This window comes from Aquitalea sp. FJL05 (assembly GCF_003852595.1).
In the GTDB taxonomy this organism is placed as follows: domain Bacteria; phylum Pseudomonadota; class Gammaproteobacteria; order Burkholderiales; family Chromobacteriaceae; genus Aquitalea; species Aquitalea aquatilis.
This window is the reverse complement of record NZ_QAJS01000003.1, coordinates 1-13799: the sequence shown is the minus strand read 5'-3', so window position 1 is coordinate 13799 and position 13799 is coordinate 1. Positions and strand designations below refer to the sequence as shown.

Annotated in this window: 12 protein-coding genes; 4 read left to right on the top strand and 8 right to left on the bottom strand. The window is 60.2% G+C overall.

What is annotated here, in order from left to right; all coding sequences use genetic code 11:
- Positions 1-12 precede the first annotated feature (12 nt).
- Positions 13-1920, top strand: a complete 1908-nt coding sequence (locus tag DBR44_RS02070; RefSeq protein ID WP_124641581.1) for a diguanylate cyclase — start codon at positions 13-15, stop codon at positions 1918-1920.
- Between the two features lie 152 nt (positions 1921-2072).
- Positions 2073-2789, top strand: a complete 717-nt coding sequence (locus DBR44_RS02065; RefSeq protein WP_124641579.1) for a pseudouridine synthase — start codon at positions 2073-2075, stop codon at positions 2787-2789.
- An 18-nt stretch (positions 2790-2807) separates the two neighbouring features.
- On the opposite strand, the gene DBR44_RS02060 is transcribed toward DBR44_RS02065, so the two are convergent.
- The 8 genes from DBR44_RS02060 to DBR44_RS02025 all read right to left on the bottom strand — a co-directional run bounded on the left by DBR44_RS02060 (position 2808) and on the right by DBR44_RS02025 (position 11349).
- Positions 2808-3140: a rhodanese-like domain-containing protein gene (locus DBR44_RS02060; RefSeq protein WP_124641577.1), complete on the bottom strand. Its 333-nt coding sequence runs from the start codon at positions 3138-3140 to the stop codon at positions 2808-2810.
- Positions 3141-4294: 1154 nt separating this feature from the next.
- Positions 4295-5728, bottom strand: coding sequence for a methyl-accepting chemotaxis protein (locus DBR44_RS20005; protein ID WP_124641575.1), 1434 nt, complete (start codon positions 5726-5728; stop codon positions 4295-4297).
- Complete coding sequence (locus DBR44_RS02050; protein WP_124641573.1) at positions 5728-6282, bottom strand: PAS domain-containing protein; 555 nt, start codon at positions 6280-6282, stop codon at positions 5728-5730. Before DBR44_RS02050 ends, DBR44_RS20005 begins: the two co-directional genes overlap by 1 nt.
- Before the next feature lie 140 nt (positions 6283-6422).
- Positions 6423-7103 carry a Fe2+-dependent dioxygenase gene (locus tag DBR44_RS02045; protein ID WP_124641571.1) on the bottom strand — a complete coding sequence of 227 codons (681 nt, stop codon included), beginning with the start codon at positions 7101-7103 and terminating at the stop codon, positions 6423-6425.
- A gap of 111 nt (positions 7104-7214) precedes the next feature.
- Positions 7215-9383 (bottom strand): TonB-dependent siderophore receptor, encoded by a 2169-nt coding sequence (locus DBR44_RS02040; RefSeq protein ID WP_124641569.1) that lies wholly within the window; start codon positions 9381-9383, stop codon positions 7215-7217.
- A gap of 178 nt (positions 9384-9561) precedes the next feature.
- Positions 9562-9972, bottom strand: a complete 411-nt coding sequence (locus tag DBR44_RS02035) for a biopolymer transporter ExbD (protein ID WP_124641567.1) — start codon at positions 9970-9972, stop codon at positions 9562-9564.
- Positions 9959-10636 carry a MotA/TolQ/ExbB proton channel family protein gene (locus DBR44_RS02030; RefSeq protein ID WP_124641565.1) on the bottom strand — a complete coding sequence of 226 codons (678 nt, stop codon included), beginning with the start codon at positions 10634-10636 and terminating at the stop codon, positions 9959-9961. The genes DBR44_RS02035 and DBR44_RS02030 overlap by 14 nt, the downstream gene beginning before the upstream one ends.
- Positions 10633-11349, bottom strand: a complete 717-nt coding sequence (locus tag DBR44_RS02025; protein WP_124641563.1) for an energy transducer TonB — start codon at positions 11347-11349, stop codon at positions 10633-10635. Before DBR44_RS02025 ends, DBR44_RS02030 begins: the two co-directional genes overlap by 4 nt.
- Positions 11350-11521: 172 nt before the next feature.
- Here DBR44_RS02025 and hslV point away from each other — a divergent pair, with 172 nt between their 5' ends.
- Both hslV and hslU read left to right on the top strand, forming a co-directional pair.
- The gene (gene hslV / locus DBR44_RS02020; RefSeq protein ID WP_103526111.1) at positions 11522-12082 is read left to right on the top strand and encodes an ATP-dependent protease subunit HslV; all 561 of its coding nucleotides are present in this window, start codon (positions 11522-11524) and stop codon (positions 12080-12082) included.
- A gap of 68 nt (positions 12083-12150) precedes the next feature.
- A complete protein-coding gene (gene hslU / locus DBR44_RS02015; protein ID WP_124641561.1) occupies positions 12151-13491 on the top strand; it encodes an ATP-dependent protease ATPase subunit HslU in 1341 nt (446 codons plus the stop codon).
- Positions 13492-13799: the final 308 nt, after the last annotated feature.

The following is a 13799-nucleotide window of genomic DNA, read 5'->3' as shown; positions in this document are numbered from 1 at the left end:
TCAGGCAAAACAGTGAAGCCATGGCTGGCCAGTGCTGGTGGGACCTTGGCCAGCGCGGCTGCGCTGTGGCTGTCGGCGCTGCTATCCATGCAGTTGCCGCGCTCGGTGGATTTTGACGTACTGGCCTTGCCGCTGTGGCTGCCCGCCGGGCTGGCGCTGGCCATCGCCATGCGCTGGGGTTGGCGCACCGCCGGTGGCCTGTTGCTGGGCATGGTCGCCAGCAATGCGCTGGTATTGCACTATGCCTGGCCTGTGGCTCTCGCCATCGGTCTGGGGCAGGCGGGCGCACCATTATTGGCCGCCTCCCTGTTGCGCCGGCAACAGGCCCTGCCATTCTACCGGCTGTCACGCGTGCTGCTGTTTCTGTGGTGCGGAGTACTGGGCAATGCCTTGCTCTCTGCCGCATGGAGTGGCTTTTTCCTGGACGCTGGCATTCTGCCGGCTGGAATCCAGCGCTGGCACTGCCTGCTGGCCCGTGGACTGGGCGAACTCTGTGGCGTTCTGGTACTCACCCCTTCTGCGCTATTCCTGCTGCAGGCCGAACCGGCCCGCTATAGCCGTAATCCGGCCCGCTGGCTGGAGAGCATGCTGCTGCTATGGGTAAGCCTGCTGCTGGCAGTGGTGGAATTCATCGTGGCCGATTATCGCCATGGCGTGGCGGCCAGCCTGTGGCCGCTGTTCTTCATTGCCCTGATGTGGGTGGCCTTCCGCTGCCGACTGGCACTGGCTTACTGGCTGCACAGCGGCATCGTGCTGCTGGCATTCGCTGGTGTGCTACTGCATAACGGTGCGGCCTATCAGGACCCCGGCCTCAGCGGCATGGCCGCCGCCCTGATGCTGCTGCTGGTGCAGTCACTGGCCTTGCTGGTGTTTGGAGCGCTGGTAGCCGAGCGGCGCTTTACCGAAGACTGGTTGCGCCGTGCCAACCAGACCCTGGAAGGCAAAGTGGTGGAGCGCACCCGTCAGTTGGCGGAAAGCGAGGCCCGTCTCAAGCTGATGGCCGATGCTTCACCTTTTCCGCTAGCCATGAACAATCTGAACGGTGGCGGTCTGATCTACGCCAATGCCCAGGCGGAAAGCCTGTTCAAATGCCGGCTGGATGCGCAGCAGCGGCGGGTGCAGGATTTTTATGTCGATCCGGCCGAGCGCGAAAGCATTTCAGCCCTGCTGCGCAGCCAGGGGGCGGTACGTGATCATGAAGTTCAGCTGCATGATGCCGAAGGGCGGCAGTTCTGGGCGCTGGTGTCCTGTGCGGTAGTGCATAGCGATCAGGAGCTGTATGTCATCAGCGGCATCAATGACATCAGCGAGCGCAAACGGCTGGAACGCAGCCTGCATGCCGCCAACGACGCCCTGCGCCAGCATGTGGCAGAGATCGAGTCATTGCAGGTTGGCCTGCGCGAACAAGTCCGGCGCGACCCGCTGACCGGCCTGTTCAACCGCCGCTATCTGGATGAAATCCTGCCACGCCTGCTGGCGCACATGCTGGCCCTGGATGGCACGGTGGCCGTCATGATGGTGGACGCGGACCACTTCAAGCGCATCAATGACAATTATGGCCACCAGTGTGGTGATGCCGTGCTGGCCACGCTGGGAGCCTTTCTGCGTGACCGTTTCCGTAGTGGCGACATCGTCTGCCGCTATGGTGGCGAGGAGTTCTGCATCCTGATGCCGGGCATTGCGCTGGATGCCGCTAACCACAAGGCCGAACAGCTATGCGAGGCGGTCCGGCAGCTGCCCATCCAGGCGCTGGAGCACCGGCTGCACATTACCCTGTCCATCGGCCTGTCGGTGTGTCCGCTGCATGGCGAGGACCCGGAAAGCCTGATCCACGCGGCTGATGCTGCGCTGTACCAGGCCAAGGCGCTGGGGCGCGATCAGGTGCGGCTGGCAAGCAATAGGCAGAATGTCCTGTCCTGAGCTTCCCTTTTTGTACTTCCCGTCAGTTCCGGCCTGGTGCGCTATTGTGGTAGCGCACCAGGCCGGAGCAATCATTGCGACAAGTTTGCGGCAAGGCCTGGTGACGGCTGGCTACGATGCCGCTCTCCGGGTGGCGTGCTAACATTCCGCCCATGGAACTCTACAGACTCTTGCAACAACAAGGCTTTGGCAGCCGCAAGGAATGCCGCAAGCTGGTGGAATACGGCCTGGTGGAAATCAATGGCGAGGTGGCCGAGGATTACCGTCAGGTGTGCAGCCTGGATGATATCGACGAACTGGTGGTGGACGGCGAGCCATGGCAGCTGCAATCCGGCCCCATCTACGTGATGCTGCACAAGCCGGATGGCTATGAAACCTCGCACAAGCCCATGCACCATCCCAGCGTGTATACCCTGCTGCCATGGCAGTTTGGCAATCTGGACATTTCGGCGGTCGGCCGGCTGGATGTCGATACCACCGGCTTGCTGCTGCTGACCAATGACGGTCAGTTTGTGCATGCGCTCAGTTCGCCCAAGCGCCATATACCCAAATGCTACGAGGTCACCCTGAAGCATCCGGTACAGCCCGAGCTGGTGAAGCACTTGCTGGCAGGGGTTTTCCTCAAGGACGACAACGAGAAAATCGCTGCCGACCAGGTAGAGGCGGTCGATGAAATCACCATCCGCATGACCATTACCCAGGGTAAGTATCATCAGGTGAAACGCATGGTGGCGGCTGCCGGCAATCGGGTGATGGATCTGCACCGGCTGACGGTTGGCGAGTTAAGTCTGGGAGAGCTGGACGAGGGGCAGTGGCGCTATCTGAGCGCCGGGGAACTGGCCAGTTTCGGCTTTGCACCGAAGGGCTGAACCGGCCCGGGCGGCGGCTTACAGCAGCTGGTGCAGCTTCTGCATCGCTTCGCGCATGCCGCCGATGCTTTCGATATGGGTGTAACCCAGGCTGCGCAGGCGGGCTGCGGCCAGCTTGGCCCGCTCACCGGTCCGACAGTACAGCGCCAGTGGCGTGGCCGGATCGGGAATCGTGCTGCTGGCCTGTTGTTCCAGCTGCTCCAGTGGCAAAGAGCGGGCACCGGGGATGTGCTCGGCGCTGAATTCTTCGCTGGAACTGACATCAATCACCAGTCGGCTCGAGCCGCTCAGCAGTCGCTGTGCAAAGGTGGCGGTAACGCCACCCAGTAGTGCACCAAAAAGATGTTGCATTGCCGTTCTGCCCTGTCATCAAGGGGATGGGCCTGCGAGGCAGGCTCTGCTTACATCTTGCAGTCTTGCATGCATTTGCCATGACGGGCATTGTGGCAATTACCTAGCATAATGAAATATTGTGTAAATCGTTTGTTTAACTTCAGCTGGCTGGTGCGAGAATCCTGCCAGCCCAGCCCGGCCCAGCCCATCCCAGCCCAGCCCAGCCCAGCCCAAGCCCAAGCTATCCCAAGCTATCCCAAGCTATCCCAACTAGTCGCTTGTTCGCCGCGCTAGCATCTCTGCCTCTGCCTCTGCCTCTGCCTCTGCCTCTGCCTTCCTGCATCAATTTCTTGCGCCTCGTCTGTTCGTCTGCAGTCGGTGCGTGTCATGACGCATTCAACTCAGATTTTGCATGACTTGTGGATGCCTTGTTGCGTCGGCGGACATGCGCCCAGGGCGTAAACCACTACCGCTTTTGCCTTGTTCCGGGCTTGTCCGCTCAGGCTGGCGGCAGCGATCTGCAGTACCGAAATTTTTAGCGCTTAGCTGCTAGGTTTTCTGGCCAGCTTGCAGCATTTTGCAAGGTGATTTGCGGTTAAATTTTCTGCCTAAAAAATAAGCGAGAGTTATTTTGTAATTTAAATAATGAAATACATGTTTTATTTACGTATTGATTGATCATTTTCTTTGACAGGTCAACTGCCAGGGTCGTCGGTGTGGAATAACAGCAAGTCAGGAAGGATTGAGCTGGTGCCCGGCCAGCAGCAATCGCTGCTGCCGTGGTTCCGGCTGCAGATGGCGTAAGAAAAGCATGAGAAGAGCATCCATGCAGGCCGCAGGCACCGATGAGATGGCAGGAGAGGCTGCGAGTGTGGTGCGAGTGGGGCGAGGGAGTGCAAGTGGACTACGTGTTGTCATGTAATGCCAGAGGTGTGCTGATGGGGTTCAGCCTGGCTGCAAGCGTCAGGGCAAGGGCAGGTGGTGTGGGTCCCCGGTGAAGGCTGCGCAATCAGCTGCTGCAGGTGCAGACTGGCTGAGGGGGGATGGTATCCGTCCACGTTGTCACCGCTGCAGCCCGGCGTGGAAGGTGGGGAGGGGCGTTAGCTTCAGCATGCAAACAGCCCGCATGGAGCGGGCTGTTGCTTGTTGCATGAGGTCGTTCTGGCTTGGGTTTACTGTGGGTGCTTTTCTTCCACCATGCGGTCCAGCAGTTGCAATACCTGTGCGCTATCGGTTTCCAGGGCTTGCATGTGGTGCAAGATGACATTTTCGTCTAGCAATGCCTTGTTGGTGGCCGTGGCAATGGCCTGTTCGATACTGCTGGCAACCCGCTGGTCGGAGGCCGCCAACTGGCTGAAGGCGCGGGTGTCGCCAAAGCTGTTATGGCCTTCGGCCTGACGCCATGGCGCCAGATCGCTGCCGTGGGGAATATCTGTGCCTTCTTCGATGGCGTGATAGACCATCTGCTTGTGCATGACATGGCCCACCTTTTGTAGTGAAACCTGCGACATGTCGCGCACTTTCTGTACCTGGCCCAGCACGGTATCGGATTGTTCGGCCAGGGTGCTGAAGCGATTGCGGAAGGATTCGACCGATGACTTCACCTCGGCGGCCACCGATCCGGCTTCGCCGGCACGGCTTTGCATGTCGCCAATGCGGCTGGACAGGCTGCCCAGCACCGATTGCACCCGGTGCGCAGTGTCCTTGCTGCGCTCGGCCAGTTTGCGTACTTCGTCTGCCACCACGGCAAAGCCGCGGCCCATTTCGCCGGCGCGTGCCGCTTCGATGGCTGCGTTCAGCGCCAGCAGGTTGGTCTGGTCGGCAATGGCGGAAATGGCGGCCAGCGACGATTCGATGCCGGTCCACTCCTGGGCCAGCGCGCTGCTGGCCTCGTTCATGCTCACCACGCTGCCGGCAATCGTGTCCATGTGGCCGGATAGCAGCACGGCACTGTCCAGGCTCTCGCGTGAGGCGCTGGCCGTGTCGCGGGTAATGCTGGAGACCTGATCCATGGCGGTGCTGATCTGGGTCAGGTCGCTCTGGTTGTTGGCCAGGTTCTGGCGTAGATGCGGGTTGTTCAGCGCTGCCAGCTGGGAGGACAGGCGATTCTTGCGGATATAGCCGTCATTGTCGGCCATGGCCTGAATGGCGCTGTCCACATTGCGCAGCGATTCGGCAAACATGCCGGGCAGGCCCTGGCTGAGCGGGCGGCGGCTGTAGTCGTTGTCGCTGACCCGGCGAAAGCTGGTGTTGATTTCCTTGAAGTAGGTTTCCACCAGATCGAGAAAGTCATTCAGCTCCCAGGCCACCAGTCCCACTTCGCCCATGTCGCGGGTGCGCGAGGCGCGGTGGTGCAGTTCGCCGTCGCAGGCATAGCCCAGTTGTTCGTGCAGGGTATTGAGGACGGCGAAGATACGGCCGCTGCCCAGCCAGATCATGGTGGACAGCAGCAGGGAAGTCACCACCAGAAACACTTCCACCGCCAGCCGCCAGCTATCCGGCAGCAGCAGCGAAGCCAGTACGGTGCAGATGGTGAGGATGTTGAAGCCGATCAACCAGAAGCCAAGGCGAGTGCGCAGAAAAGGGGAAGACGAGCGGCGGGCCATTATGCGGTTTTTCCGGTGGTGAGGTGGGTGTCGAGCAGCGACAGCACAAAGCTTTCATAGCTGTGGCCCTGCTTGTCCAGTTCGGCCAGCAGCCACTCCATGGAGGCATCCGGAGCGGTAGCCTTGTTGAGCGTGCTTTCCAGCTGGCACATCCTGGCATAGATGGGGATGACGGTTTCCACCGCACGACGGCCCGGTGGGCGGCGTACCGAAAAGTAACCCTCCAGCTTGTTTTTGCTGTCGTAGTCCGGGGTGACGTTGGCCAGCACCCAGTAGTAATTACCACTGGCGGTGTAGTTTTTGACTACGCCGAAAAATTCACGCCCAGCCTGCAGCGTTTTCCACATCAGCCGGTACACGCCGCGCGGCATGTCTGGATGGCGGATGAGATTGTGCGGTTTACCCAGCAGCTCGCTTTCCGGATATTCAGCCAATTGCATGAACACGCGATTGGCGTAGGTAATGTGGCCGGTGCTGTCGGTCTTGGTGACAATCAGTTCATCGGCTTCCAGCTGTACTTCTTTGCTTGCGTGGCTTCTGTTCAGCTGCGTCATGAAGGGTTTCCGCCTGGCTTATGCCTTGCTGGCATATGTCGATTAAGTCGTTCTACTAGGAACTTTACTTACTTGTGCCAGAAAATTTCATGACAGGAATCAGTTTTTTTAATGTTGAGGCAAGAAATACCACCGAGAGACTATAAGTCAGCCCACATCCGCAACAGGTTGTGATAGTTGGCCGTTAGCGTAACCAGTTCGGCGGTGTCGCCGTGTTGCTGACGCAAGCGTGAAATGGCCATGTCCATGTCGAACAGCAGGCCGCGTTTGGCATCGTCACGGATCATGCTTTGCGTCCAGAAAAACGAGGCAATGCGCGCACCACGGCTAACCGGCTCCACGCGGTGCAGGCTGGTGGAGGGGTAGAGCACCATGTCGCCGGCGGGCAGTTTGACGCTATGCAGACCATAGGTGTCTTCCACCACCAGTTCGCCGCCGTCGTATTCGTCCGGGTTGCTGAAAAACAGCGTGCAGGACACATCGGTACGGACCCAGCTTTGGTCAAACGGATGGCTGCGTACGGCATTGTCCACGTGATTGCCAAAGTCCATGCCGCCCTGGTAGCAGTTGAACAGCGGTGGAAACACCGTCTTGGGTAGCGCGGCAGAGAAGAACAGCGTATTGCGTTTGAGTGCTGCTTCCACCATGGCTTGCAGCTCGCGGGCGATCTCCAGATGCTGTGGCAGTTGCAGATTGCGTTTGACCTGCGCCGACTGGCTGCCAGCGGTGATACGGCCATCCGCCCAGTCGGCCTGGGCCAGCAGCATGCGGCCATGTGCCAGTTCTTCTGGTGTCAGCACCTCGGGGATATGCAACAGCATGACGGTTATTCCTTTTATATAGATTTATCTGGATGACTCAGCCGGCCACGGCGGTGGTTGGCTGAGTGTGGCGGCCCGGCCGCAACAGTGCAGCAGGGCCGCCAGGGTGGCTTAGTACTTCAAGCCGATGGTCAGCTGCGCTTCACGCGGCGTGCCCAGGGTGGCGTGGCCGCCATAGGCACCATCGAAGTACTTCTTGTTGGTCAGGTTGTTCAGGTTCAGTTGCAAGCGGTAATGCTTGGTCTCGTAACTGAGCATGGCGTTGCCGATGGTGTAGTCCGGCAGGTAGTTGACATTGGTTTCAGTGGCATAGCGTTTGCCGACATAAGTCGCACCGATGCCGCCGGTGATCAGGTCGGTAAACTTGTAGGTGGTCCACAGGTTGGCGGTGGCGCGCGGGGTATAGCGCGGCATCTTGCCTTCGGTACCGGTCTGGCCCTGCGCGGCCGGAGCCGCCTTGTCGATCTTGGAGTCCATCAGGGTGACGCCGGCAAAGACTTCCCAGCGTTCGGTCAGGCGGCCACTACCTTCCACTTCCACGCCATTGGTGTGACGTTTGCCGGACAGTACCACCACGCTGGTATCCAGCGGGTCGGTATTGCGCTCGTTGGTCTTTTCGATACGGAACAAGGCTGCGCGCAGGCTGGCGTCGCCATCCAGCAGGTCCCACTTGGCACCCAGTTCGATATTGCGGTTTTTCTCCGGGTCTACCTTGGCCGTGGCCTTGTCCAGCGAGTAGGTTTCGCCGGACGGGTTAAACGATGTGCCATAGCTGAAGTAGTAGGACTGGGCCAGATCCGGTTGCCAGATCAGGCCGCCGCGCCAGCTCCATACATTGTCGGTACGCGACAGGTCGTAGCTGTTGCTGCTGTTCAGGCTGCCATTGGAGTTGTAGGCACGGACGTTGTAATCCCCTTCGAAGCGGTCGAAACGGGTGCCCAGTACGGCTTTCCACTGGCGGTTCAGCTCAATGGTATCCATGGCGTAGAGGCCGATATTACTGGCCTGGAACTGGGTATTGCTGGTGCGATAGCGTGCCGGATTCACCGCATCGGCCGAGTTGGGGTTACCCAAGGTGGTGGACGGCACGCTGTTGAGCAAGGCGTAGCGGCTGGTGTCGGACAGCTCGTAGCTCAGCTCCATGCCGGTTAGCAGGGTGTGGCGGATGTCGCCGGTGGCAAAGCGGCTGGTCAGGTCGGTCTGGTTGTTCCACGACTGGTCCACCCCGTCGCGCAGCGGCTTGCTGCGACGCATGATGGCGCTGTCACTGGTATCCGTGCTGGCCAGGCGCGGGGCGGTAGGGCTGACATCGCGCCAGAAACGGTTGTAGCGCAGCTGGTTGGACAGCTCCATGCCGTCGCCGAAGTCGTGGGTGATCTTGGCGGTGACGATGTCGGCCGTGGTTTTTTCGTAGTCGCTGTCCAATCCGTAAAACTTGCTGCGATCCACGTTCAGCGGCTGGCGGGTGGCGGTGTTATACGGTACGCCGTAGTCCGGCACATTGTTTTCTTCCTGATGCATGTAAGACAGCACCACGGTGGTAGGCTCACCCAGGCCAAAGGCGACCGACGGTGCAATGCCCCAGCGTTCGTTCTTGGCCGAACCACGATCGCTGCCGTCGTGGGTGTCCATCAGGCTCAGTCGTACGGCAGAGTGGTCGCCGGTCATCTGGTTGATGTCGGCGGTGACCCGCTGGAAGTCATTGGTGCCAATGGTCAGGTCGCCTTCCAGTTTGCTACCCAGAAAGGGCGATTTGCTGACCTGGTTGACCACGCCGCCGGTAGAGCCGCGGCCGAACAACATCGAGCTGGCACCCTTCAGCACTTCCACCTTGTCATCGTTGAAGGCATCACGGTTGTACTGGCCGATGTCGCGCATGCCGTCACGATAGGTATCGGTGGCAGCGGAAAAACCGCGAATCACCACCTGGTCGCCGGTGCGGCCGCCTTCGCCGGCGGCAAAGGTAATACCGGGGACATTACGCAGGGCGTCTTTCAGCGTGGCGGCACCCTGGTCCTGCATCAACTGTTGATTGACCACGGTGATGGACTGCGGAATATCGCGCAGCTGCTGCTTGGTTTTGCCGATATTGCTGGTCACCGTCTTGTAGGTGTCGCGTACCGGGGCTGCACCTTCTACCGTGACGGTTTCCAGTGTCTGGCCGGTTTCTGCGGCCAGGGCCAGGCTGGGGCTCAGGGCCACGGCCAGCATGCCGACTGCCATGCGCGCCGGAAGTTTGCGCTGCTGCAGGTGGGCTGATTGCTGCAAGCTCTGTTTCATGGATTCCTCTCTTATTGTGTGTCATGCACGGTGGCATGCCTGCCCGGGTGCCGGGAGAACGGCGCAGCCGTCCCCGCACTCCGTGTGGGCGGAGCGTTGCAATGGGCAAGGCATGGGGTGGGGCCGGCCGGCGTGTCACCCCCGTGGCGTACCGGCCAGCAAAAAATGCGCGGCTGCGCTAGGGCGCTTCGGTCAGGAAGCCAATGCGGCTGACGCCGCTTTGCTGAGCAGCGGCCAGCGTGGTGGCCACCAGCTCGTAACGCACGCTCTTGTCGGCACGCAGGTTCAGTTCAACCTTGGGGTTGGCCTGCACGGCTGCGGTAAAGCGTGCGGCCAGCGCCTCGTGCTTGACCGGCTGGTCGTTCCAGAACAAGCCACCATCCGCCGCGATGGACAGGCGGATTTGTTCCGGCTTGTCCTGATGCGCTGCCGCCGCTGCTTGTGGCAGATCCAGCTTCACGCTGTTGGTCAGCAGCGGTGCGGTGATGATGAACACCACCAGCAGCACCAGCATCACATCCACCAGCGGCGTGGTGTTGATTTCGGCCATCGGCGCGCCGGGGCCCTTGTCAAAACTACCGAAGGCCATGGTTGGACTCCGGCTGGGTCAGCAGTTGGGCATGCAGATCATGGGCAAAGTGATCCAGCTGTTGCGACATCACGCGCTGGCTGCGGGTGAAGGCGTTATAAGCCAGTACCGCGGGGATGGCGGCGGCCAGACCGGCCGCAGTGGCGATCAGGGCTTCACCGATTGGTCCGGCCACGGTGGCAATGCTCACCTGACCTGCTGCACCGATGTTTACTAGTGCGTGATAAATGCCCCACACCGTGCCAAACAGCCCGATGAACGGTGCGGTGGAGCCGATCGAAGCCAGCAGGGTCATGCCGGATTCCTGCCGGGCATTTTCCTGTGCCAGTGCCTTGCGGATGGCACGGGTGACGAATTCGTTCAGATCGCAGGCCTTGCCCAAGGAGCGCTCGGCATGCTGCTGATGGTGGCGCAGGGCGGCCAGACCCTGGCGGGTGATCTGTGCCATCGGTGCGTTGGACTCGCTCAGGGCTTGCTCGGCACTGTGCCAGTCCGGGGCATCCCATAGTGCCGTTTCGGCCTGGCGATTAGCCTGGCGCAGGCGCAGTGTCTGCACCCCGCGCTGCAGGATCAGCGACCAGGTGGCAATCGACATCAGGATGAGAATCATGAATGTTGTGATCAACACAACATCCCCTTGCTGGAAGACGGTCAGTAGCTTCATGGTTTACGCAGGTTCTTCAGGGAAAATTGAACAGGGACAATAAAGGTATAAGGAATGGCCTCGTCACCACGCTTGGCCGGGATGAACTTCCAGCCGCGCACCGCGGTAAGCGCCGCCCGGTCCAGCCGGGGAAAGCCGCTGCTTTGCTCCAGTTCCACCGCAACCGGCAGGCCCTGGGCGCTGACCTGCACACGCAGGCGTACGGTGCCGGTTTCTTCCATCTCGACCGACAGCGGCGGATACAGCGGCTTCGGATTATTCAGATAACCCCCACGGTACAGTGGCTCGTGTACCACGGGCGAGGGGGCGGGTGCTGCTGCTGCGCTCGCCGGCGTGGTGGGGCTGGTGGGCGCGGTGTCCGCGTGTTCGGTGCTGGTGCTGGCTGGCTTGGCAGTCGCTGCAGCGGCGCGGACTAGCGCTTGTGGTGCCGGCCTTGGTTTGGGCGTGGGGGTGGCCACCGGGCGTGCCGGGCTTGCTTTGGCCACGCTGTGCTGCCTGAGCTTTGGAACGGATGGTGCCGGCACCGGCGCGGTGACCGCACTGGGTGCGGCCAGCGTCATGGCTGGCAGGCTTTCGAGCCGGGGCAGCTGAATGGCCGTCTGGCTGGCCAGTATGCCAGTCAGTAACAGCAAGGCCAGCGCATGCAAGCCACAGCTGCCCAGCACCGCGCCGGTAGCAGGCGTGGTGTCGGAGGATTGGAGTCGCAGGTTCATGGCAATAATGATAATGCAAACCATTATCATTATCAATTGTTAAGATTGAGGAAATGCGCTAGTGCAAGCATCCCTGCCGGCGTTAGGGTTGGCTTGCAATCCCGCTGATTGGCTGCATATTGGAAAATGCACGTCTGCATGGCGCAGACCACCTAATGTATTGGAAAGAAACATGCAGCAGTTTGACGGAACCACCATCGTTTCCGTCCGTCGCGGCGAGCGCGTGGCGCTGGGCGGCGACGGCCAGGTAACCCTGGGCAATATCGTGATCAAGTCCACGGCCCGCAAGATACGTCGTCTCTATCACGGCAAGGTGCTGGCCGGATTTGCCGGCGGCACGGCCGATGCCTTCACCCTGTTCGAACGCTTTGAAGCCAAGCTGGAAAAACACCAGGGCCATCTGGTGCGCTCCGCTGTCGAACTGGCCAAGGACTGGCGCACCGACCGCATGCTGCGCCGGCTGGAGGCCATGCTCATCGTCGCCGATCAGGAATCCACGCTGATCATCACCGGCAACGGGGATGTGCTGGAGCCGGAGCAGGGCATTGCCGCCATCGGCTCCGGTGGCGCATTTGCCCAGTCTGCTGCGCGTGCCCTGTTTGAGAACACCGAGCTGGACCCGGCGGTGGTGGTCAAGAAGTCGCTGGAAATTGCCGGCGACATCTGTATCTATACCAATCAGAACCACCTCATCGAAACGCTGGGAGCCGAGCCCCAGCCCGCTGCCGAATAAACCCAGCCTTTCGTCCCCATCGATTCACGGGCCGCTGCGTTGCGAACGCGCCGGCCGGGAGTACTGTCATGACCCAGATGACCCCGCAAGAAATCGTTCACGAACTCAACAAGCACATCATCGGCCAGGATGCCGCCAAGCGCGCCGTGGCCATTGCCCTGCGCAACCGCTGGCGCCGTCAGCAAGTAGCCGAGCCGCTGCGCAGTGAAATCACCCCCAAGAACATCCTGATGATCGGGCCCACCGGCGTGGGCAAGACCGAAATCGCCCGCCGCCTGGCCCGTCTGTCCGGCGCACCGTTCATCAAGGTGGAAGCCACCAAGTTCACAGAAGTCGGTTATGTCGGCCGCGACGTCGACACCATCATCCGCGATCTGGTGGAAGTGGCCATCAAGGAAACCCGCGATGCCGCCATCAAGCGCAATCGCGTCCGCGCCGAAGATGCCGCCGAAGACCGCATCCTGGATGTGCTGCTGCCGCCCGCGCGTAGCGCCCCCGGCTTCTTTGGCGAGCCGCAAGCAGAAGAAAGCAAGCCGGAAGACGGTCACACCCGGCAGAAATTCCGCAAGATGCTGCGCGAAGGCAAGCTGGACGACAAGGAAATCGAAATCGAAGTAGCGGCGCCGCAGTCCAAGATGGAAATCTTTGCCCCGCCGGGCATGGAAGACTTCTCCAGCCAGCTGCAAAGCATGTTCCAGGGCATGAATGCCGGTAAGAAAAAAGCCAGCAAGCTGAAAGTGGCCGAGGCCTTCAAGCTGTTGATCGATGAAGAAGCCGCCAAGCTGGTCAATGAAGACGAGCTCAAGGCGGAAGCGCTGAAAAATGTCGAACAGAACGGCATTGTCTTCCTCGATGAAATCGACAAGGTCACCAGCCGCTCGGAAGGGCAGGGTGCCGATGTCTCCCGCGCTGGCGTGCAGCGCGACCTGCTGCCGCTGGTGGAAGGCACCACCGTTTCCACCAAGTACGGCATGGTCAAGACCGACCACATCCTGTTTATCGCCTCTGGAGCCTTCCAGCTGTCCAAGCCGTCCGATCTCATTCCGGAACTGCAAGGCCGCCTACCCATCCGGGTGGAGCTGTCCTCCCTCTCGGTAGATGACTTCGTGCAGATCCTCACCAGCACCGATGCCTGCCTCACCCGCCAATACCAGGCGTTGCTGGCAACCGAAGGTGTCGAACTGCAATTCGAGGAATCCGGCATCCGTCGCCTGGCCGAGATCGCCTGGCACGTTAACGAGAAAACCGAAAACATCGGCGCCCGTCGGCTCTACACCGTGATGGAAAAGCTGCTGGAAGAAGTGTCTTACGATGCACGGTCGGGCAGCTGCCAGATTGATGCTCACTATGTGGATGGCAAGCTGGACCTGCTGTCCCAGCGCGAAGATCTGGCCCGCTACGTACTCTGATTCCCCGCAGATTCTCTATATAGAATCTGCAAGGAAGCGCCAGACAGCGCCCGACAGGGCGCTGTCTGCTTGTTGGACGTCGAGATAACCATGCTAAATGGCATAAATGTAGAATTAATTCACGATTCGCCGGGCAGATTGCCAATCTGATTGGTGCTGCCTGATTGGCGATGGCCATTTTTCTGCGGAAAGTCAGCAAGATGATTAAAAAAGTTAAACGATAAATTCGTTTGAAATCAAAATGATAAAATTGATCTTGTGAATTATTGCCATTTTTCAGTAAAAAGGCGTTGACGCAGGTGGGGTGC

Bases quoted from the DNA above. Each gene is read 5' to 3' on its own strand.
- DBR44_RS02050 (WP_124641573.1), bottom strand. From the start codon at position 6,282: ATGACGCAGCTGAACAGAAGCCACGCAAGCAAAGAAGTACAGCTGGAA.
- DBR44_RS02040 (WP_124641569.1), bottom strand. From the start codon at position 9,383: ATGAAACAGAGCTTGCAGCAATCAGCCCACCTGCAGCAGCGCAAACTT.
- DBR44_RS02065 (WP_124641579.1), top strand. From the start codon at position 2,073: ATGGAACTCTACAGACTCTTGCAACAACAAGGCTTTGGCAGCCGCAAG.
- DBR44_RS02035 (WP_124641567.1), bottom strand. From the start codon at position 9,972: ATGGCCTTCGGTAGTTTTGACAAGGGCCCCGGCGCGCCGATGGCCGAA.
- DBR44_RS02030 (WP_124641565.1), bottom strand. From the start codon at position 10,636: ATGAAGCTACTGACCGTCTTCCAGCAAGGGGATGTTGTGTTGATCACA.
- DBR44_RS20005 (WP_124641575.1), bottom strand. From the start codon at position 5,728: ATGGCCCGCCGCTCGTCTTCCCCTTTTCTGCGCACTCGCCTTGGCTTC.
- DBR44_RS02025 (WP_124641563.1), bottom strand. From the start codon at position 11,349: ATGAACCTGCGACTCCAATCCTCCGACACCACGCCTGCTACCGGCGCG.
- hslV (WP_103526111.1), top strand. From the start codon at position 11,522: ATGCAGCAGTTTGACGGAACCACCATCGTTTCCGTCCGTCGCGGCGAG.
- DBR44_RS02045 (WP_124641571.1), bottom strand. From the start codon at position 7,103: ATGCTGTTGCATATCCCCGAGGTGCTGACACCAGAAGAACTGGCACAT.
- hslU (WP_124641561.1), top strand. From the start codon at position 12,151: ATGACCCAGATGACCCCGCAAGAAATCGTTCACGAACTCAACAAGCAC.
- DBR44_RS02060 (WP_124641577.1), bottom strand. From the start codon at position 3,140: ATGCAACATCTTTTTGGTGCACTACTGGGTGGCGTTACCGCCACCTTT.